At 63.5% G+C, this 20675-nt stretch carries 19 protein-coding genes; 6 read left to right on the top strand and 13 right to left on the bottom strand.

What is annotated here, in order from left to right; translation table 11 throughout:
- Positions 1-71: 71 nt before the first annotated feature.
- From ASH00_RS09675 to ASH00_RS09665, 3 genes are read right to left on the bottom strand one after another with little or no spacing between them, the layout of a single operon-like run.
- The gene (locus ASH00_RS09675; protein ID WP_056548050.1) at positions 72-497 is read right to left on the bottom strand and encodes an HIT family protein; all 426 of its coding nucleotides are present in this window, start codon (positions 495-497) and stop codon (positions 72-74) included.
- A complete protein-coding gene (locus ASH00_RS09670; RefSeq protein WP_082566034.1) occupies positions 494-1555 on the bottom strand; it encodes an NAD(P)-dependent alcohol dehydrogenase in 1062 nt (353 codons plus the stop codon). Before ASH00_RS09670 ends, ASH00_RS09675 begins: the two co-directional genes overlap by 4 nt.
- A gap of 54 nt (positions 1556-1609) precedes the next feature.
- Positions 1610-2443, bottom strand: coding sequence for a sulfurtransferase (locus ASH00_RS09665; protein ID WP_056548046.1), 834 nt, complete (start codon positions 2441-2443; stop codon positions 1610-1612).
- 158 nt (positions 2444-2601) lie between these two features.
- On the opposite strand from ASH00_RS09665, the gene ASH00_RS09660 reads away from it, so the two are divergent.
- On the top strand, positions 2602-4284 hold the full coding sequence (locus ASH00_RS09660) for an alkaline phosphatase D family protein (protein ID WP_056548044.1): 1683 nt from the start codon (positions 2602-2604) through the stop codon (positions 4282-4284).
- A gap of 10 nt (positions 4285-4294) precedes the next feature.
- On the opposite strand, the gene ASH00_RS09655 is transcribed toward ASH00_RS09660, so the two are convergent.
- Positions 4295-4957, bottom strand: a complete 663-nt coding sequence (locus ASH00_RS09655) for an MBL fold metallo-hydrolase (RefSeq protein WP_056548043.1) — start codon at positions 4955-4957, stop codon at positions 4295-4297.
- A 151-nt stretch (positions 4958-5108) separates the two neighbouring features.
- On the opposite strand from ASH00_RS09655, the gene ASH00_RS09650 reads away from it, so the two are divergent.
- Entirely contained in the window at positions 5109-5540 is a 432-nt protein-coding gene (locus ASH00_RS09650; protein ID WP_056548042.1) for a Fur family transcriptional regulator, read from the top strand.
- Here ASH00_RS09650 and ASH00_RS09645 read toward each other — a convergent pair.
- The 6 genes from ASH00_RS09645 to ASH00_RS09620 all read right to left on the bottom strand — a co-directional run bounded on the left by ASH00_RS09645 (position 5537) and on the right by ASH00_RS09620 (position 12694).
- Complete coding sequence (locus ASH00_RS09645) at positions 5537-6418, bottom strand: metal ABC transporter permease (protein ID WP_056548040.1); 882 nt, start codon at positions 6416-6418, stop codon at positions 5537-5539. The genes ASH00_RS09650 and ASH00_RS09645 overlap by 4 nt on opposite strands.
- Positions 6415-7245 carry a metal ABC transporter ATP-binding protein gene (locus tag ASH00_RS09640; RefSeq protein WP_200954788.1) on the bottom strand — a complete coding sequence of 277 codons (831 nt, stop codon included), beginning with the start codon at positions 7243-7245 and terminating at the stop codon, positions 6415-6417. Before ASH00_RS09640 ends, ASH00_RS09645 begins: the two co-directional genes overlap by 4 nt.
- A gap of 44 nt (positions 7246-7289) precedes the next feature.
- Entirely contained in the window at positions 7290-8261 is a 972-nt protein-coding gene (locus ASH00_RS09635) for a metal ABC transporter solute-binding protein, Zn/Mn family (RefSeq protein ID WP_056548038.1), read from the bottom strand.
- Between the two features lie 147 nt (positions 8262-8408).
- Positions 8409-9509: a hemolysin family protein gene (locus tag ASH00_RS09630; protein ID WP_056548036.1), complete on the bottom strand. Its 1101-nt coding sequence runs from the start codon at positions 9507-9509 to the stop codon at positions 8409-8411.
- Positions 9506-10855: a hemolysin family protein gene (locus ASH00_RS09625; protein ID WP_056548350.1), complete on the bottom strand. Its 1350-nt coding sequence runs from the start codon at positions 10853-10855 to the stop codon at positions 9506-9508. Before ASH00_RS09625 ends, ASH00_RS09630 begins: the two co-directional genes overlap by 4 nt.
- Positions 10856-11245: 390 nt before the next feature.
- On the bottom strand, positions 11246-12694 hold the full coding sequence (locus tag ASH00_RS09620) for a GuaB1 family IMP dehydrogenase-related protein (RefSeq protein ID WP_056548034.1): 1449 nt from the start codon (positions 12692-12694) through the stop codon (positions 11246-11248).
- Between the two features lie 233 nt (positions 12695-12927).
- On the opposite strand from ASH00_RS09620, the gene ASH00_RS09615 reads away from it, so the two are divergent.
- Both ASH00_RS09615 and ASH00_RS09610 read left to right on the top strand, forming a co-directional pair.
- Positions 12928-16782 carry a multifunctional oxoglutarate decarboxylase/oxoglutarate dehydrogenase thiamine pyrophosphate-binding subunit/dihydrolipoyllysine-residue succinyltransferase subunit gene (locus ASH00_RS09615; protein WP_056548030.1) on the top strand — a complete coding sequence of 1285 codons (3855 nt, stop codon included), beginning with the start codon at positions 12928-12930 and terminating at the stop codon, positions 16780-16782.
- A 129-nt stretch (positions 16783-16911) separates the two neighbouring features.
- Positions 16912-17511, top strand: coding sequence for a GDSL-type esterase/lipase family protein (locus ASH00_RS09610; protein ID WP_056548027.1), 600 nt, complete (start codon positions 16912-16914; stop codon positions 17509-17511).
- Between the two features lie 45 nt (positions 17512-17556).
- Here the strand turns inward: ASH00_RS09610 and ASH00_RS09605 are convergent, their stop codons facing one another.
- Positions 17557-18528: a zinc-binding dehydrogenase gene (locus tag ASH00_RS09605; protein WP_056548024.1), complete on the bottom strand. Its 972-nt coding sequence runs from the start codon at positions 18526-18528 to the stop codon at positions 17557-17559.
- Positions 18529-18722: 194 nt separating this feature from the next.
- Between ASH00_RS09605 and ASH00_RS17230 the strand changes: the two genes are divergently transcribed.
- Positions 18723-18797 (top strand): 50S ribosomal protein bL37, encoded by a 75-nt coding sequence (locus ASH00_RS17230; protein ID WP_369299106.1) that lies wholly within the window; start codon positions 18723-18725, stop codon positions 18795-18797.
- 82 nt (positions 18798-18879) lie between these two features.
- On the opposite strand, the gene rsrA is transcribed toward ASH00_RS17230, so the two are convergent.
- Both rsrA and ASH00_RS09595 read right to left on the bottom strand, forming a co-directional pair.
- Entirely contained in the window at positions 18880-19140 is a 261-nt protein-coding gene (gene rsrA, locus ASH00_RS09600; protein WP_056548021.1) for a mycothiol system anti-sigma-R factor, read from the bottom strand.
- Positions 19137-19814 carry a sigma-70 family RNA polymerase sigma factor gene (locus ASH00_RS09595; RefSeq protein ID WP_235563265.1) on the bottom strand — a complete coding sequence of 226 codons (678 nt, stop codon included), beginning with the start codon at positions 19812-19814 and terminating at the stop codon, positions 19137-19139. Before ASH00_RS09595 ends, rsrA begins: the two co-directional genes overlap by 4 nt.
- Positions 19815-20122: 308 nt before the next feature.
- On the opposite strand from ASH00_RS09595, the gene ASH00_RS09590 reads away from it, so the two are divergent.
- The gene (locus ASH00_RS09590) at positions 20123-20671 is read left to right on the top strand and encodes a DoxX family protein (RefSeq protein ID WP_056548018.1); all 549 of its coding nucleotides are present in this window, start codon (positions 20123-20125) and stop codon (positions 20669-20671) included.
- Positions 20672-20675 lie beyond the last annotated feature (4 nt).

The following is a 20675-nucleotide window of genomic DNA, read 5'->3' as shown; positions in this document are numbered from 1 at the left end:
ATTTTGCGCAGCTCCGGCGGGTTCCGGACGCTTGGAACCCGCGGAAGCTGCACAAACTTTCGGTTGCGGGTTCAGTCAGGGACGTTGTCGCCGAACCCTGCGCTTCGCAGGCCCGCGCGGAGCCGTTCCGCATTTTCGTCGAGCTTCGCCGGATCGGGATTATGGTCCACGTTGTGTACGTCAAAGTCAGCCGGGCTCTGCGTCGGCCAGATGTGCACATGCACGTGCGGAATTTCGTAGCCCTCCATGAGCACTCCGATGCGCCGGGCGTGAAAGGCTGACTCCTGAACTTTGGCAATTTTCTGCGCCACATCCATGACCTTGCCGAGCAGGTCCGGGTCCAGGTCCACCCAGTGCGCAACCTCGTGGCGCGGCACCACCATGAGGTGCCCGTCAGTGATGGGCTCTATGGTCAGGAACGCCACCACGTCCTCGTCCTTCCAGACGAAGCGACCCGGGATTTCCCCGGCGATGATCCTGGTGAACAGCGTGCTCATAAGTCCTCCTTCAGGGATCCGGCATCAAGCACGAAGCGGTACTTCACGTCGCCTGCAACCATGCGGTCATACGCGGAGTTGAGCTGGTCAGCAGAAACGAGTTCTATATCCGATGCCACCTGGTGCTCGGCGCAAAAATCAAGCATCTCCTGGGTTTCTGCGATACCGCCGATGAGTGAGCCCGCGTACTTGCGTCTCTTCCGGACCAGCAGTCCCGGGTCGACGGCGGGCATCGGGTCCGCCGGCAGCCCGAGCTGGAACAGGGCACCGTCCAGGCGAAGTGCGCGGATCAGGGGGTTCAACTCGTGCGGCGCCGCCACCGTATCGATGACGACGTCGAGCGTGTTGGCAACGGCTGCCATGGCATTCGCATCCCTGGACAACACCACGTGATCCGCTCCCAGTTCGCGTGCGGCGTCCACCTTGCCGGACGAGGTGGTGAAGACCGTCACCTCCGCCCCCATCGCCTTGGCGATCTTCACCGCCAGATGTCCGAGGCCACCGAGCCCGACGACGCCGACAGCGTCACCTTTCTCCACGCCGAAGTGGTTCAGCGGCGAGAAGGTGGTGATGCCGGCACAGAGCAGCGGCGCAGCGGCGGCAGGGTCCATGGACTCTGGTATCCGGAGAACGTAGCCCTCATTCACGACAATCGAGGTCGAGTAGCCGCCCTGGGTGACTTCACCGTCGCGCCTTCGATCCGGTGTGCCGTAGGTAGCCGTCATTCCGTTGACGCAGTACTGCTCCAGCCCGTCCATACAGCTCTCGCATTCGCGGCATGAGTCCACCATGCAGCCGACTCCCACCCTGGCGCCGACCGCAAAGGACGTCACGGACTCCCCAACCCGGGTGACCCGGCCTACAATCTCGTGGCCGGGCACCAGGGGGTAGCGGGCAGTGCCCCATTCGCTGCGGGCTGCATGGACATCCGAGTGGCATAGTCCGCAGTATTCGATGGCGATTTCGACGTCGTCGTGCTCAGGTTCCCTGCGTTCGACGGTTGTGCGTCCCAGTCCGCTGGCGGCCGAGGTGGCAGCGTAGGCGTGTGCGATGCTCATAACGGCTACTCTCTCACGGCCGAACGCCTGCAACCGAGCCCGTCCGGTGCAGGATCAGGGACCGGTGGCCACCGGCAGATCCGCACGCTGGGACCACTGCGACCATGAGCCGGGGTAAAGCGCCGCCTGATAGCCGGCAACCTCAAGCGCAGCGATCTCGTGCGCAGCAGTGATACCGGATCCGCAATAGACGCCAACCTCTGCTGTCTCGGTAATGCCCAATGCAGCAAAGCGCCGGCGCAGTTCCGCCGGCGGAAGGAAAGTTTTCTCCGGTGTCAGGTTTTCGGAGGTGGGAGCGCTGGAGGCACCGGGAATGTGCCCGGCCTTCGCATCGACCGGCTCGGTCTCGCCCCGAAAGCGTTCAGACGCCCGGGCATCAAGCAGCACGCCGTTCCCAGCCAGAGCGAGAACGCCGTCGGCCGTCGTCAGGACCGGCATGTGTCCGGAACTCAGGGTGACTTCGCCCAGGCAGTGCTGCTCCTCGCCCCGCTCCGTCTCATACCCGGCCGCCTGCCACGCATTCAGTCCGCCATCGAGTAGATAGACGCTGGTGAGGCCCGCATCGCGAAGCAGCCACCAGAGGCGTGCTGCCGAAAGGTTCCCCGTGTCGTCATAGGCAACAACCACATCGCCGTCGTTGATGCCCCACTGACGGGCCGCCTCCTCGAGCGCGGCCGGTTCCGGCAGCGGGTGCCGTCCCTCCGCTGCTGATGGACTGGAGCACAGCTGCGTTTCAAGGTCAACGTAGACGGCGCCGGGAATGTGAGCTGATCGGTACTGCTCGTGACCGTGGGGGTTGCCCAGCGTCCAGCGAACATCCAGCAGGACGGTCTGCTGACCGGAGGTCATCCGGTTTCGCAGCGCCTGCACGTCCATCAGAGTCTCCATGAAGATCTCCTTATGAATGTGTGACCGGTGGCACACCGGTCACAGGTGTGAGCCAAGTTCACCACAGCTCCGCGGTCCCCTCCAAGCCGGCGGCGCACCCTGGTGGCCAAGCTGGCAGGGCTCTGGTCCTGAAGGGCATCACGGGGTACAAAAGGGTAATGACAGCTTCACTGGTGCTCGGTCCCATGCTCCGGTATGTCGATGAAACCTCGGCGACGCTATGGATGGAAACCAGTGCAGCCTGCACGGTCGAGTTGCGCGCGGATGGAAAGACGTGGACCGCTGCCACGTTCGGCGTCCATGGTCATCACTATGCGCTGGTCGAGGCGGAGCATCTTCCGCCGGGCACCACCGTGGAGTACACACTGGACATAGCCGGCGAGCGCGCGTGGCCGGAACCTGCCTCTGAATTCCCTGCACCGTCCATCCGTACCCTTCATCCTCAGGGGCGGCTGCGCCTCGCCTTCGGCTCATGCCGGACCAGCGTCCCGCATGACGCGCTCGGCAACGCCGGCCACGGCGTCGACGCGCTGCGCGCCTTCGCCCTGCATCAGGCCCACAACAACGACGACGGTGCCCGCCCCGATCTGATCGCCTTCCTCGGCGATCAGGTCTATGCGGATTCCACGAGTAAGGAGATGCAGGACTTCATCCGTTCACGGCGCTCCCTTGATGATCCGCCGGGTGAGGAACTGAAGGACTACGAAGAGTATGCCCACCTGTACAAACTCGCCTGGTCCGACGACGCCAACCGCTGGCTGCTCTCCAGCGTTCCCAGCGCGATGATGTTCGACGACCATGACATCCGCGACGACTGGAATGCCTCCCTCACGTGGCGGGAGAAAATGCACGGCACCTCCTGGTGGCAGGGCCGCATCGTTGCCGGACTCGCCTCCTACTGGGTATATCAGCACCTCGGAAACCTTTCTCCGGTTGGACGCGCCGACGACATTCTCTGGCAGAGAATCCGCGCCCATCAGGGCCCTGACGAACTCGATCTCACCGCGGACCTCGAAGCCTTCGCCGAACGGGCGGACGCCGAGCCGACCAGCTACCGCTGGAGCTATTGCCGGGACATCGGGGACGTTCGGATCATCACTGTCGATTCACGTGCGGCACGCGTGCTCGATCCCGGGCGGCGCTCACTTCTGGATGATGCCGAACTCGCGTGGCTGGACGAACACTTCCGGGGCGGAGTGCGGCATTTGATCATTGCGACCTCGCTTCCGTTCCTCCTTCCGCGCGGGCTGCACCATATCGAGTCGTGGGACGAAGCCCTGGCAGAGGGTGCCTGGGGAAAGCGGGGGTCGCGGATCGGCGAGGCGCTGCGGCAGGCACTGGACCTTGAGCACTGGGGCGCGTTCCAGCGCAGCTTCAAGGTGGTCGCGGACCTCGCGACCGAGGTTGCTGACGGCAAGCGCGGGCCGGCACCCGAAACCGTGACCTTCCTCTCCGGTGACGTGCACTTTTCCTACATAGCAGAGGTTGAACGGTCCTCGGGCAGCCGGATCATCCAGGCCGTGTGTTCCCCGATCCGCAACCCGCTCCCCCGCGCTCTGCGCTTTGCCACAGTGGTGATGTCCTACGGCGTCGCGGGTCCCGTGGGAGCACTGGCTGCCCGTTCCGTGAAGGTGCCGAAGCCGCCCTTCTCCTGGAAGAGCATCAGGGGTCCCTGGTTCGACAACAACCTGGCGGTTCTTGAAGACACCGACGACGGGTTGAACCTGCGCTGGGCAACCGGTGCCACTGACGGCGATCCGCGCGCTCCGCAGCTGAAGGAAGTTGCAACCTACACCGTTTCACCGCGCAGCCCGGAATCCCGGAAGTCGCCGGATGGATGATGCCCGAGGCTCAGAGCTCGACGCTCCGGCCTGGATCCAGGTGCTCGAAGTCCGTCCCGTAGTGCTTCCCCAGCCGGGAGACGTGCCCCTCGACCATCGCCAGTCCGGTCCCGTTCAGCAGTGCGTCATGAATCTGGTGCGCCCTCTCTGCGCGGACTGAGGTGACGAAATCGATCACCTCAGCCGTCTTCGACCACGGCGCGTGAACCGGCACGAGGAGCGTCTGCACCTGCACGCCGTGAGGAACGATGAACGAATCGCCCGGGTGGTAGAGGGCACCGTTAATCAGGTAGCCGATGTTCCTCACCACCGGGATGTGCGGATGGATGAGGGCGTGTTGTCCGCCGAAGGTCTGCACCGTGAAGCCGGCGATGGTGTAGCTGCGCTCCGGTTCCACTGAGTGCACGCGCGCGGCCGCGCCGTCATCGTCCAGCGCCTCCCTCAACTGGGCAGCGACGCCCTGGGGTGCATACACCTCCAGTAGTGAGTCGGCGCGGACGGCAGCGCTGATTCGTTCCCTGTCGAAGTGGTCGGCGTGTTCATGGGTAATCAGGACCGCCGCTGCGCCGGACACTGCCTCCTCGACTTCGGAGAAGTTCCCGGGATCCAGGACAAGAGCTGTCCCGTCCTTCTCGACCCGGACGCACGCGTGGGTGTACTTGGTGAGCAACATGCGCCCACACTACCGCCGTCGCGACGCTCCGTCTCCGGTTCCGCGCAACCGATAGGGACAACGGCCGGTGCTACCCTTGACCCGGGTTCAATCCGGAGCATCGGTCCGGAAATCCACTGCAGATTCCGAGAGTGAGGTGACCTAAGCGGACATGCCAGCTGAAGCAGGCCAACCAACACGCAAGGGCTCGGAACAGCGCGTCACACGGCAGCGCCGGGCAGTCAGCGCAACCCTCGATGAGCTGGACGACTTCGTCAGCACTCAGGAGCTCTACCGCAAAATGCACGAGCGCGGCGAGTCGGTCTCGCTGGCAACCGCCTACCGGATCCTTCAGTCAATGGCCGACGACGGCCTGGTGGATGTGCTGCGGAACGGCGAGGGAGAGGCTGTTTACCGCCGGTGCGCCGTCGAACATCACCACCATCACCTGCTCTGCCGCAGGTGTGGACGGGCAGTGGAAATCGAAGCGCCGGCGGTCGAGCAGTGGGCTGCCCGCATGGCGCAGGAGCACGGGTACACCGAAGTTGCGCACACGGTTGAGATTTACGGGCTGTGTCCGGAGTGCAGCGCCGCAAAGGCTTAGGCGGGCTGGACGGCCCGGGATTCCGACGCCGTCGCCTTCTGTGCGCGACGCCAGCTGATAGCTCTGCACACCAGGTAGATCACGAAGGAAATGGTGGTCACGTAGGGACTGATGGGGATCCGTCCACCGAGCGCCAGCAGGATCCCACCAACCACCGATGTGCACGCGAATGCGACGCTCAACAGCACCACCAGCCGCGGTGACGAGGTGACCTTGAGCGCTGCCGCAGCGGGAGTGATCAGCAGCGCGAGCACCAGCAGGGCGCCCACCACCTGGATGGACAGCGCCACGGAGACTCCAAGCAGGAACATGAAGACCAGCGAGAGACCGCGCACCGGCACACCGCGTGCCTCTGCAAGATCGGGGTCCACACTGGCAAAGGTCAGCGGACGCCAGATGGCGCCAAGGGCAACCATGACGACGACGGCACAGCCTGCCAGGAGCGTCAGTTGAACCTGGTCAACTGAGACGATCTGCCCCGTGAGCAGACCGAACTTGTTGGCCGCCCTGCCCTCGTAAAGGGCCAAAAACAGGATGCCCAATCCGAGCCCGAACGGCATGATGACGCCGATGATCGAGTTACGGTCGCGTGCCCGGATGCCCATCAGTCCAAGCAGGAGCGCAGCGATCACTGAGCCGATCAGCGAGCCGAACACCACATTGGCCCCGATCAGCAGTGCGAAGGCAGCTCCGGCGAAGGAGAGTTCGGCAATGCCGTGAACTGCGAAGGCAAGGTCCCGCATCATTACGAAGGTGCCGATCAGGCCGCCCAGCAGGCCCAGCACTGCGCCGGCCCAGATCGAATTTTGCACCAGCGGCAGGAGTTCGCTGTAGTTGTCGAACGTGAAAACGGCCTGGAGCATCTCCTCGAACGTCATGGCTGCGCTACTTCCGCGTGGTGGTGGGTGGTTGCATCCGGCAGGCCCACGACAACAATGCGGCCGTTGTTGTGGATGACGTCCACCCTGCTGTCGTAGAGGTCGGACAGCACTTCGCTGGTCATCACGTCCTGTGGCCTGCCCACGCGGAACTGTCCGCCTGCCAGATAGAGGACGCGGTCAACATAATCGATGATCGGATTGATCTCATGCGTCACGAAGACAACGGCGGTGTTGTGCTTACGGCATTGATCATTGATGAGCCGGCTCACCGCCTGTTGGTGGTGGAGGTCCAGTGAAAGCAACGGTTCATCGCACAGCAGTACCTGCGGGTCGGTAGCCAGCGCCTGCGCGGCACGCAGGCGCTGCTGCTCGCCGCCGGACAGTCGCCCGACCGGCGCATCCGCATACGACGACGCGCCCACCTTTTCCAGGAGGGCATCCACGGTTCGCCGGTAGGTTGCGCCGCCTCGGCGAAAACCCCAGCGGTGCCCGTCCACTCCCAACCCCACCAGGTCCCTCGCACGCAGGGGGGTCTCCGGCGCGAATGACTTCTGCTGCGGTATGTAACCGAATGCCCGGCTTCCACGGTGCAGTGCGTGGCCGTTCACGGTGGCTGTCCCCGAGTCCAACTCCTGCAAGCCCAGGAGAACCCGCAGCAAGCTGGTTTTCCCCGACCCGTTGGGACCAAGCACAGCGAGGAACTCACCTGGCCGGATGTCCAGCTCCAGGTCATGCCACAGGCTCCGGCGACCAAAAGAGAGCGAGGCTGAGCGCAGGCTCACCACAGGGTGAGCGGCAGCATCGCCGTCGTCGTCGGTGACCATGAAGTTTCCTAAAGCCGTGGGAGGGAGGGTCTTGGCCAATTCTGTCAGGACTTCAGGGCTTCAGCGATGTTCTCGACGTTGGCGCTCATCCAGGAGAGGTAATCCTCGCCCTCCGGAAGCGTCTCAGTGAACTGAACGACCGGCACGGACGCGGCCTCGGCGGTACTTCGGACCGCCTGTGTCTGCGGGCCTTCGGTTTGCTCGTTGTAGGCCAGGAAGGCAACGGACCGGCTCTGAACGAGTTCCTGCATCTCGTTCAGCGCCGCCACGGGCACATCGGCCCCCTCCTCGATGGCCTCCGTGTAATCGGCGGGGGTGGCATCCTTCAGCCCGGCGGCCTCCAGCAGGTAGGCGGGAACAGGTTCGGTTGCGGCCACGGTCCTACCGTCCGCCTCCGAGGCCAGGGCCTCGGCCTGGCCCTGCAGCCCTGCGATTTCCTCTGCGAACGTGTCCGCGTTGCTCTCATAGGTGTCTGCATTAGCCGGGTCCAACTCAGCGAGCTTTTCCCCGATAGCATCAGCAAGGTCTGCCATGGCATCGAGGTTGTACCAGACGTGTTCGTTGAAGGATCCGTGGTCATGCTCGTCCTCCGAGTGCGCCTCCTCCTCCGCGTGGGCTTCATCCTCGGGAGCTACGCCCGAAATCCCGACGGCGCTGAGCACGTAGTCATGATCCATTTCCACCGAGTCGGCGAGCTGGTGAAGGAAGGGATCATAACCTCCGCCGTTTTCCACCAGCAGGTCAGCTTTGGACACAGCGAGTTTGTCCTGCACTGTCGCCTCATAGGAGTGCGGATCCTGGCTAAGGCTGTTGACGATCGCCGTTACCTCGACGTTCTGGCCTCCCACGGTTTCAACGATGCTGCCGTAGACATTCGTGGAGGTCACAACTTGCAGGGCTCCCGACTCTGCCGCCTCTCCGGCGCTGCCGGCGTCCTGTCCGCAGCCGGCCAGAGCCAGCGGAAAAAGGGCTACAGCGGTGAGCGCCGCCGTCGTTCGCGCGGAAATGCTGCGCATGAAGGTCCTCGATCTGTTCCAGGGGATAGCAAAGCGGTTCAAGTGGATGGACCAACTCTAACCTAAACGCGAATCATTCGCATTTCGCTCCGGTGCAGCCCGCTCCGGTGCAGCCCGCTCGCAGGAGTAGGGAGCCGAAGCGCTCGCCTAGCGTGCTTCTGTGGTGCCGAGGCTGAAGCCTTCCTGAAGCGATTCGCCGGTTCTCCTCAACCCCTGGTTCTGCGTAGCATCGCGGATTTCGCCAATCAACTGCTCGATGACGTCCTCCAGAAAGAGAACACCGCGCGCCTGGCCGTCCTGCGTCATTACACGAGCAAGGTGGGATCCAGTGCGCTGCATGGTGGCCAGCGCGTCCTCGATCTCATCGTCCATGCTCAGGTTCGCAAGCGCACGAACCTTGTTTTCCGTAATGGGCCTGGCGTACGCCTGTTCCGGCATGGACATGACATCTTTCAAGTGCATATAGCCGGTGAGATTGCCGAGTTCATCCACCAGCACAAAACGGGAGAACCCGGTGCGGCCGACCGCCCGCTCAAACTCCTCGGGAGTGGAATCGGTTCCGAGGGTAACCAACTCATCCAACGGGACCATGACTGTCCCTGCTGTCTGCCCTGAAAACTCCAGTGCGCTGCTGATCAGCCCGGCGTCGTCATCCACGAGCCCGTGGCGCGTCGATTCCTGCACAATGGACTGCACCTCTTCCAACGTGAAGGACGAGGTCACCTCATCCTTCGGCTCGATGCGCAGGGCGCGCAGGATGTGGTTGGCGGTCCAGTTCAGGCTGGAAATCACCGGGTGCACAACCTTCGCTACCATAACGAGCGGCGGCGCGAGGAGCAGGGCAGCCTTGTCAGCTACCGATACCGAAATGTTCTTCGGCACCATTTCACCGAACGTCACATGCAGGAACGTCACGAGCGCCAGCGCGATACCGAATGCAATGCCGTCCGCAAGGCCTCCCGGCAGACCGATCGCCTCAAGCGGTACCACCATCAGATGGTGGATGGCAGGCTCGGCCACCTGAAGAATGAGCAGCGAACATACGGTGATGCCCAGCTGCGCGCAGGCAAGCATGAGCGAGACGTGTTCCATCGCCCAGAGCGTAGTGCGCGCCCGCTTGGACCCCTCCTCCGCGAGCGGTTCGATCTGGCTCCGGCGTGCGCTCATGATCGCGAATTCCGCACCGACGAAGAACGCATTGCCGATCAACAGAAGGACCAGCCAAAGAATTCCTGCCCAGTCGCTCATCGGATGCCCCCTACTGACGAGGCGCCGTCGCCGGACTGCCCGGATTCCGCGGGCTCGACCGGGAGGAAGCTGATGCGGTCAATGCGGCGCCCATCCATGCGTTCCACCTCGAGGATTCCACCGGGCACCTCCACCCGGTCACCGACCTCGGCGATCCGGCCCAGGACAGACATCATGAAACCGCCGACCGTCTCATAACCTGCTTCATCGGGCACCGACAGGTGCGGGACCTGGTCGCTGACTTCGTCCGGGCGCATGATTCCGGGGAAGAACCAGTTCCCGGCGGCGCTTTGCAGTACACCGGGCTTGAGCTTGTCGTGTTCATCTGCCACCTCGCCGACGATCTCCTCGACCAGGTCTTCAAGCGTGACCACACCAGCCGTGCCGCCATACTCGTCCAGCACCACAGCGAGCTGCAGGTTGGCCTCCCGGAGCTCGCTGAGCAGGGAATCAAGATGCACCGTCTCGGGAACTCGGAGCACGTCGGTCATGATGGTGCCGGCCGGCAGTTCGGCACGTCTGGACCGCGGCACGGCGACCGCCTTCTTGACGTGCACCACGCCGCGGATGTCATCCGGCGATTCCCCGATCAGCGGGAACCGGGAGTATCCGGTCCTGCGAGCCAAATCAACCACGTCTGCCACGGTCTCGTCGGATTCGATGGTTGCCATCCGGATCCGCGGCGTCATGACGTCCGCTGCAGTGCGCTCGGAGAAGCTGAAGGTGCGAGCGAGGAAGTTCGCTGTGCCCTGATCCAGGGTTCCCATTTCTGCCGACCGGCGCACGAGTGAGGACAGCTCTGACGGTGACCGCGCTCCCGAAATCTCCTCTTTCGCTTCCAGGCCGAACAGGTGGAGGACCCGGTTGGAGAAACCATTGAGGACAACGATCGCGGGTTTGAAGATTGCCGTGAAGAGGAGTTGCGGTCGTGCGAGTGCCCTGCCGACTTTGAAGGGCAGGGATATTGCCATGTTCTTGGGCACCAGCTCACCGATGAGCATCGAGAGCAGCGTCGCCAGGACCATCGCGAGGATAAGTGAGATCGAAGACCGCGCGGTGTCCGGGACACCGAGGGCAGCCAATGGCGACTCGAGAAGACGCCCCACTGACGGCTCCATGACGTAACCGGTCAGCAAGGTGGTCAGCGTGATGCCCAGCTGACAGCTGGAAAGCTGGGTGGAAAGCGACTTGAGGCAACGAAGCAGCGGCTCCGCGCGCTTGTCGCCCTCGTCGACTGCCCGCTGGACGTAGGTCTGATCCAGTGCGACGAGCGCAAACTCGACGGCGACGAAGAAGCCGGTGCCGAGGATCAGCAGCAGGCCGATGGTCAGGTAAAACCACTCCATTAGCTGATCACCGCCAGGGTGAGCCTGGATGCGCCGGTTCCAACCGGCGCGCCGGGTTTCGGAGGTTCCGCCGGTTCGGAGGAGTCGTCCAGCTGGGTGACGTCCGTCGACGGGGAAGTCCCGCACGTGGGCTCTCCTAGAGGGACGGTAACCGCGCCGGCCGCACTAACTGCAGCTGGTCCGCTTACCGCGGACCGCGAAGGGGGTAGGTGATGGGCATGGAGACGGGGATTGCCGGCACTGGATGGCTGCGCTGCGCGTCGGATCAATGCTGACTGTCGCTGCGTGCGCGCCATGGTCCGGCCCCTAGAAGGACTGTCCATAAGGTTTCCAGTTTACAGCAACAGCACCGCAGCTGACACGGAAACGGGCAGTGCCGCCGTCGTAGTTTTACCAGCTCTGCTGCAGCGGGCGGCCTTCCTCATAACCCGCCGCCGACTGCACGCCGACAATGGCGCGTTCGCGGAATTCAGCGAGGGAGCGCGCGCCCGCGTAGGTCATTGAACTGCGGACGCCGGCAGTGATCATGTCCAGCAGGTCCTCCACACCGGGGCGGGCAGGGTCGAGGTACATCGTCGAGGTCGAGATGCCCTCCTCGAACAAGCCCTTGCGTGCCCGCGCAAAGACGTCATCGCGCTGCGTCCGGTTCTGCACTGCGCGGGCGGAGGCCATGCCGAAGCTCTCCTTGTACTGTCGGCCCTGGCTGTCCGTCTGCAGGTCCCCGGGGCTTTCGTAGGTACCGGCGAACCAGGATCCGATCATTACCTGGCTGGCCCCGGCAGCCAGCGCCAGGGCGACATCCCGCGGGTATCGGACTCCACCGTCCGCCCAGACATGCGCACCCAGCTCTGCGGCCGCCTGCGCACATTCGCGGACGGCAGAAAACTGCGGACGACCAACCGCGGTCATCATCCGGGTGGTACACATGGCCCCCGGACCGACACCTACCTTAATGATCGACGCGCCTGCTTCGACGAGGTCGCGAACGCCGTCGGCGCTGACCACGTTGCCGGCGACCACCGGCACGGATGGATCGAGGGACGCGACAGCCTTGAGCGCATCCAGCATCTTGCGCTGGTGACCATGGGCAGTGTCCACCACCAGCACGTCCACGCCGGCAGCAAGCAGTTCGGCTGCCTTGGCGGCGACATCTCCATTGATTCCGACCGCCGCTGCGACGCGCAGGCGCCCCTCGTTGTCCGTGGCCGGCTGGTAGATCGTGGAGCGCAGTGCCCCTTTGCGCGTGATAACACCCGCCAGCTGTCCGTCCCGCGTGACTGCCGCGAGGGACGCGCCGGCAGCATCGAGTTCTTCGAAGGCCTGCTGCAGCGCGGTGTCGCGATCCTGGGAGAAACGCGAGGCGTCGAGCGTGAGCGCACTCCGCATCACCGACTCCAGCGAGGCGAACCGGTCCACTCCCTCGCAGTCAGCTGCGCGGACCATTCCCACGCAACGGTTGGCGTCGTCGACGACCATCACGGAGCCATGGGCGCGCTTATTGATCAGGTGCAGCGCATCAATCACAGTGTTCCCGGGCTGCAGCTTCAGCGGGGTTTCGAAGACGAGATCGCGCTGCTTGACCCATCCGGTGACTTCGCTGATGACCTTCGTGGGGATGTCCTGTGGCAGTACGGCCAGTCCGCCGCGCCTGGCCACGGTTTCCACCATGCGGCGACCGGTAACGGCCGTCATGTTCGCAACGACCAGAGGGATGGTGGTTCCCGTTCCGTCGTCGCTCGCGAGATCGACGTCGAACCGTGAGATCACTTCGGATGAGGACGGAACGAGGAAAACGTCCGAATAGGTAAGGTCGGTTGAGGGCGTGTTGATGAAACGCACGGGAGCTCCTGCAGTCGGTTACACAAGCGAGTGTATGCCGAATCCGGCACCTGTCCGGGTACATGGCGAGCCATTGGAAAAGCTACGCGGGGGTAAGCCCCGGAGATTGGCTTGTTGCCTGAAACTGTCATTAGACTGAAGGGCAGGTCAACAGGGTCAGGCGAGCGCCGATTGGAACCCTCTGCGGATCTTTTTGGGCCAAAGGGCAACTCATGGAAGAGGGCGTATAACAAGTGCCACAACAACCCAACCACCGTCTACCGGAAGAATTCGGCGGGAACGAATGGCTTGTGGATGAGCTCTATGAGCAATTCCAGCAGGACCGAAACTCGGTAGACAAGAAGTGGTGGAGCCTTTTCGAATCGTTCGAGTCGGACAACACCGGCTCAGACAACGGGCGGCATTCAGCCAAGCGTTCGCCCGGTTCGGACCCAAATCCGCCTACGCGGGAGATACCCGTCGTCCAGGCGGAACAGGATGCTCCGAAGGCGTCGGGGGAATCCCCCGCTGCAAGCCAGGAGTCCGGAATGCCCCCGGTGCCCAAGGAAGAATCAAAGAACAAGAACTCAGGTGAGCCGGCAGCCGCGGCTAAGCCGTCGGGTGACGCCAAGCCGGCCGCTAAGGCTGAACCGAAGACCGAAACCAAGCAGGAAAAGGCTCCCATTCCCGCCCAGCTCCCGAAGTCCGAGCTGAACCCCGAGATGGACGAAGACTCAGTCACGGTGCTTCGCGGGCCCGCCAAGGCGATCGCCACCAACATGGACGCCAGCCTTACGGTGCCCACCGCCACCAGCGTGCGTGCCATTCCGGCGAAGCTGCTCATCGACAACCGCGTCGTGATTAATAACCATCTGGAGCGCGCGCGGGGCGGCAAGGTCTCCTTCACCCACATCATCGGATACGCGATCATCCGCGCGCTTGCCCAGTTCCCGTCGCAGAACGTGTATTACGACATCGTGGACGGCAAGCCGGCCGCCGTGCAACCGGCTCATGTGAACTTCGGTCTGGCTATCGACATGCCTCGTCCGGACGGCAGCAGGCTGCTGGTGGTGCCCAACATCAAAAAGGCGGAGACGCTCAACTTCTCCGAGTTCTGGCACTCTTACGAAGATCTCGTCAAGCGGGCGCGCGGGGGCAAGCTCGGTGCGGACGACTACGCCGGCACTACCGTTTCCCTTACCAACCCGGGAGGAATCGGGACCGTGCACTCGGTCCCGAGGCTCTCCAAGGGGCAGGCCTGCATCATCGGAGCCGGCGCACTGGAGTACCCGGCGGCCTTCCAGGGCGCCAGCGAAAAGACACTTGCCCAGCACGCCATCAGCAAGACAATCACCCTGACCTCCACCTATGACCACCGGGTCATCCAGGGTGCGGGCAGCGGTGAGTTCCTGCGGATCGTGCACCAACTTCTCCTGGGCGAGCAGAACTTCTACGATGAGATCTTTGAAGCGCTGCGTATTCCGTACGAGCCCGTCCGCTGGAGCGCAGATATTCAGGTTGATCCCATGGATGAGATCAACAAAGTTGCCCGAATCCAGCAGCTCATCCATGCCTACCGCGTACGCGGACACCTCATGGCGGACACCAATCCGCTGGAGTACGTGCAGCGCAAGCACGCGGATCTCGATGTACGTACCCATGGACTTACGCTGTGGGACCTCGACCGCGAATGGCCGACCGGCGGCTTCGGCGGCAAGCCTGCCCTCAAGTTCCGCACCATCCTCGGTGTGCTCCGGGACGCTTACTGCAGGACCACCGGTATTGAATACATGCACATTCAGGACCCTGAGGAACGCCAGTGGTTCCAGGACGAGCTTGAGCATTCATACTCCAAGCCCAGCCGTGAGGAACAGCTGCGCGTCCTCCACCGCCTGAATGCCGCTGAGGCGTTTGAAACCTTCCTGCAGACAAAGTTCGTCGGCCAGAAGCGGTTCTCGCTCGAGGGCGGTGAGTCGCTTATTCCGCTATTGGACGCAATCCTTTCCGACGCCGCAGACGACGGCCTTGATGAGGTCGCGATCGGCATGGCGCACCGCGGACGCCTGAACGTCCTCACCAACATCGCCGGCAAGACCTACGCCCAGGTTTTCCGGGAGTTTGAGGGTACACAGGATCCGCGCTCGGTCCAGGGTTCCGGTGACGTGAAGTACCACCTCGGAACGGAGGGCACCTACACCTCGGACAGCGGCAACGAGACCAAAGTTTACCTTGCGGCCAACCCGTCACACCTCGAGGCTGTTGACTCGGTGCTTGAGGGCATTGTCCGCGCCAAACAGGACCGCCTGGACCAGGGAGATACCTTCCCTGTCCTGCCCATCCTGGTTCACGGCGACGCCGCCTTTGCAGGCCAGGGAGTGGTGGCGGAAACGCTGAACCTCTCCCAACTGCGCGGGTACCGCACCGGTGGAACTATTCACATCATCGTCAATAACCAGGTCGGCTTCACCACCTCGCCCACAGCATCCCGCTCGTCGGTCTACTCCACGGACGTGGCAAAGATGGTGCAGGCACCGATCTTCCACGTAAACGGTGATGATCCGGAGGCCGTGGTCCGCGTAGCCCAGCTCGCCTACCAGTTCCGCCAACGGTTCAACAAGGACGTCGTTATCGACATGGTGTGCTACCGCCGGCGCGGTCACAATGAGGGCGACGACCCCTCGATGACCCAGCCAATGATGTACAACCTGATTGAGGCGAAGCGTTCGGTGCGCAAGCTGTACACCGAGGCCCTCATCGGTCGGGGCGACATCAGCCAGGAAGAAGCCGAGCAGGCTCTGCGCGACTACCAGGAACGGCTGGAGCGGGTCTTCGCTGAGACCCATGCGGCTCAAACCTCCCCCATCCCGGTAGTCACCAAGGATGCAGCGGCCGTCTCCGACATCGAGCGCCCTATCGCGCAACGCGGAGACAACAGTGTCGGAGCCCCGGCAAGCACGGCAATCACGGCGGAGACGCTCGCGCACATCGGCAAGGCGCACCTTGCCTTCCCGGAGGGCTTTACGGTCCACCCCAAGCTCAAGGCCCTGCTTGAAAAACGCGAGCAGATGTCCCGCGAAGGCGGAATCGACTGGGGCTTCGGCGAGATCGCAGCGTTCGGGTCGCTGCTCATGGAGGGCGTCCCCGTGCGCCTTGCCGGGCAGGACTCCCGTCGTGGGACGTTCGTGCAGCGGCACGCAGTGTTCCACGACCGCGCCAATGGCAACGAGTGGCTACCGCTTGGTGAACTCAGTGAGGGACAGGCCAAGTTCTGGATCTATGACTCCCTACTGTCAGAGTATGCGGCCATGGGCTTCGAGTACGGCTACTCGGTGGAACGCCCTGACGCGCTGGTGCTGTGGGAAGCGCAGTTCGGCGACTTCGTCAACGGCGCGCAGACCATCATCGACGAGTTCATCTCCTCTGCCGAGCAAAAATGGGGCCAGCGTTCGTCGCTGGTGCTGATGCTGCCGCACGGTTATGAGGGACAGGGACCGGACCATTCGTCGGCGCGCATCGAGCGTTTCCTGCAAATGTGCGCTGAGGACAACATGGTGGTTGCCAACCCTACGACGGCGGCATCGCACTTCCACCTGCTGCGGCGACAGGCCTACACCCGCCCCCGCAAGCCTCTCGTGATTTTCACGCCGAAACAGCTGCTGCGGCTCAAGGCTGCAGCGAGCGCCGTCGAGGACTTCACGCAGGGCAGCTTCAAGCCGGTCATCGAGGACACCGCGGGGCTCAACCCGTCGGACGTCACGCGGGTCCTGCTGGTATCCGGTCGGCTCTACTATGACCTGGCAGCAGCGCGGCAGAAGGCGGACGACACTTCCACCGCCATTCTGCGGGTTGAGCAGCTGGCGCCGCTCCCGGTCGATGCGATCAAATCCGCGATTGCTGCCTACCCCAATGCGGACCTGATGTGGGCGCAGGACGAACCGGCCAACCAGGGACCGTGGCCCTTCATCGGCCTGAATCTTCCCCAGCACCTGGACCGCGGGCTGCGTCTGGCCTCCCGTCCCGCTTCAGCCTCGACAGCTACCGGATCCGCGAAGCACCACGCGGTGGAGCAGGAAATCCTCATCAAGAAGGCTTTTGACCGCAATCCCTGAGCCTTCAGCCCGAACGTACAATGGGCAGGGCCTGTCGGGACCCTGCCCATTGGCGTTCCCCGCACCAGGTCGCAGCCGCGGCTTGACGGCCCGACGAGTAACAACCCGACAAGCAACCAGAGGGAAAACGTGGAACAACGCAGAATAAGGCTTGCCGCTGTGGGAGACGAGCTGCTGGCAGGACTCGGTGATCCACGCGCGCTCGGTTGGCTGGGCCGGGTGCTGGCGCGAACAACGCCGGATAACGCAACGCTGGAAACGTTCAGTCTTGCTGCGCCCGGCGAGGGCACGGAAGCGCTGGCGGCACGTTGGTTGGAAGAAGCTTCCCGCAGGTTCTCGGAGAATACCGAGAACCGGCTGCTGATTGCGCTTTCGGACCGGGACCTCGACCTCGACCTTTCAACGGCACGCAGCCGGCTCAACCTTGCCAACATTCTCGACGGCGCAGCACACATGAGCATCAAGGTGCTCGTTGTTGGACCGCCGCCCGGGCTGGACGCCGAGCGCAACCGCAGGCTCGCTGACCTCTCAGCGGCGTTCGCTGACGTGACCACCCGACGAAAGCATGTCTATGTGGACACTTTCACTCCCCTGCACGCGCACGAACAGTGGCGCTCGGACCTCGCTGCCAACGGTGGCGGACCAGGGCAGTCAGGCTACGGCCTGATGGCCTGGCTTGTCCTGCACCGCGGCTGGTTCCAGTGGCTGGAGATTCCCGCGCCCGCCTGATTCATCAGACACTCTCAGGATTATGACTCCGCAGGCAGCGCGCGCCTACACCCCGTGGTCGAAGACCACCTTGCCGAAAACCTCTCCGGCTGCCATGCGCTCGAAGCCTGCCCGTGCGTCCTCCAGCCGATGCACCGAGTCGATGACCGGGCGCACGCCGGTTACCGCAAGGAACCGTGCGAGGCGTTCCAGCTCGTTCCGGGTCCCCATCGTGGAACCCAGGACACGCAGCTGCAGAAAAAACACACGGTTGAGGTCCGCTGACGGAGCGGGGCCGCTCGTAGCACCGCAGGTGACCACAGCGCCGCCCGGCTTCAGCGCTTTCAGGGAGTGCGCCCAGGTGGCTTCCCCAACGGAATCGAACACCACGTCCACCCGCTCCGGGAGGCGGGCACCGGCGTCGAACACTTCGTGTGCGCCGAGCTTCCTCGCCCGGTCCTGTTTCCCGGCGCTGCGGCTGGTAACCCATACCCGGTAGCCCGCCCCGCGCGCCAGCGCGATGAGCGCGGTGGAAACCCCTCCCCCGGCGCCCTGCACGAGGATGGTCGAGCCCGGTGCTGCCGGCGACGTGGTGAACAGCATCCGGTACGCCGTCAGCCAGGAAGTCGGCAGGCATGCGGCCTCCTCGAAACTGAGGTCCGCAGGTTTGGGTACGAGGTTCCGCTCCGGCACCCACACGAAGTCCGCCATGGTGCCCGGATAACTTTCCGACAGTAGTGAACGGCGGGGGTCAAGGGTCTCGTCGCCCTGCCAACCGGAAGCGGAAATGACACTGTGCACGATCACCTCGTTGCCGCCGTCGTCCACTCCCGCGCCGTCGCAGCCCAGAATCATGGGCAATTTGTCCTCGCCAAGGCCAATGCCGCGCAGTGACCAGAGATCGTGGTGGTTCAGGGCTGAGGCACGGACGCGGACCCTCCGGAAACCTGTCGGTGGCTCGGGTTCGGGGAGCTCACCCATCCGCAGGCCGTCGAGCGGGGATTGAGCGGACACTGACTCGGCATACACTGCGCGCATTCTGCGCTCCTTCGCTACTGGCCGGCTAAAAAACGTTCCGCTCCATCCTAGGCAGGTGCTGCGGAGCACGCAGATCGCGGAGAGCCGGCCTTTCACGTTTAGGTTCGTGCCGCCTGCGTGTGGGAGACTGGAGGGCAGTCCGGACCCATGTGGTCGATCGGCAAAGCCACAACAGGCAACATAAGGAGGCAGCCATGAGCAAGCGTGCACGCAAGCGCCGTGATCGCAAGCGCGGCGGCGCTAACCACGGTAAGCGCCCCAACACCTGACATCACGGTCGTAGCAAACAGAAAAGCCCCCGCACGCGTGCGGGGGCTTTTCTGTTTGCTATGGTCACACCGGCCGCCCGGCCTAATGATCCACTGTTTTGATCTGGCTGATGCGGTCGAGGATGCTGGCCTTCAGCTTCGCCGGTGCAACCTCCGTACAGGAGCGCTTCACCACTGACCGGATCAGGCATTCCAGATCGTGTTCCTGCGCGCATTCCGGGCAATCCTCAAGATGATCTTTGATCTCGACGAGGTCTGCGTGCGAAAGGGCGCCGTCGAGGTATTCGTAGAGCCGCTCGATCCGCGTGTCATCGCAGTTGCCGAGACTATGGCAGTCGCTCATTTTCCGCCCTCCTGTGTAGTTCCACCATCAGCGGTGGACGCGCGTACCGAACTACCCATGCCGCGCTCATGCGCATACTCGGACAGCGACTCGCGGAGGAGCTTGCGTCCTCGGTGCAGCCGTGACATGACGGTACCGATCGGGGTGTTCATGATTTCTGAAATTTCCTTGTATGCGAAGCCTTCGACGTCCGAGAAGTAGACTGCCAGCCGGAACTCCTCCGGAATTGCCTGCAGGGCCTGCTTCACATCGGAGTCCGGAAGATGATCCAGCGCCTCCACCTCGGCCGAACGCAGGCCGAGGGACGTGTGCTCCGCTGCCTTCGCCAACTGCCAGTCCTCGATGGTGTCCGAGTGGGACTGCAGGGGTTCCCGCTGCCGCTTGCGGTACAGGTTGATATAGGTGTTGGTGAGGATGCGGTACAGCCACGCCTTCAGGTTGGTTCCCGGCTTGTACTGGTGGAACGCGGAGAATGCCTTGGTGTAGGCCTCCTGAACCAGGTCTTCCGCGTCTGCCGGATTACGGGCCATTCTCATGGCAGCCGAATACAATTGGTCCACGTACTGCATGGCGTCCCGCTCGAACCTCGCCGTGCGGTCAGCAACGGATTCGGTGGACAGGTCCAGTTCCTCGTCTTCGGCTGGGGTGGGCCCCGCCGCGGCTGTGGTATTCATTGCTGCAAAGTCTACGCGTCCGCGGGTTTGCCGGCGCTGCGCCGGACCGGCCGGCGCATCAATGTGGATGCGCGGGATGTGGCCCCGCACCGATGTTGCTGTGCCCATCTGCTCCTCGTATCCGTTTACTGCGTGTTCATGTATCTCCAACCATGGGCAGCAGGTGAATATTCCGGTGCACACGCCGCGGCCGGATCGCCTCGGTCCGCCAAAAGTGCAAAACTAGACACATTCATCCACGGTTGTAACTGACTTTGTTCGCCAAGTAGATCCGGTGCCGCCCACGGTGCTGGAAGCCAGGAGGCATTGTGACCCTTGTTCGCGTATTCGCCCGCCCATTGCTTGCCAGCAGCTTCGTCCTCACGGGCATTGACCGCCTCCGGAATACCGAGGCCACCGCTACCGCCCTTCGTCCCACCCTTGACCGCATCAACAAGGCGGTGCCCGCAACGGCCTCGGCAACGAGCAACGAACAGCGTGTTGCGAAGGTGCTCGGCGCTGCCCACCTCGGTGCGGCGGTTCTGCTGGGAATCGGGCGCTTTTCCCGCGTCTGCGCCCTGGTGCTGGTCGCCACATCCACGCTGAACGCCGTTGTTGAGTTCAACAGCGCGGACTCGTCCACGTCGAAGGCCCGCAAGGACCGCCGCAACCAGCTCCTCAAGAACCTGTCGCTGATCGGTGCTGTGCTGCTCGCCGCGGTGGACACCAACGGCCGGCCGAGCTGGGCCTGGCGTGCAGAGCATTTCGCCGAGGACGCGCGCCGTAATGCCCTGGCGCTCAGCCATGACACCCGCAAGAACATCAAGAAGGCGGAGAAAGCTGTACGCAAGACCGCTTCGGAAGTCACGGGCAGCTAAGGAG

This window comes from Arthrobacter sp. Soil782, from assembly GCF_001428435.1.
Taxonomy (GTDB): Bacteria; Actinomycetota; Actinomycetes; order Actinomycetales; family Micrococcaceae; genus Arthrobacter_D; species Arthrobacter_D parietis.
This window is presented reverse-complemented; position numbering and strand designations above follow the sequence as displayed.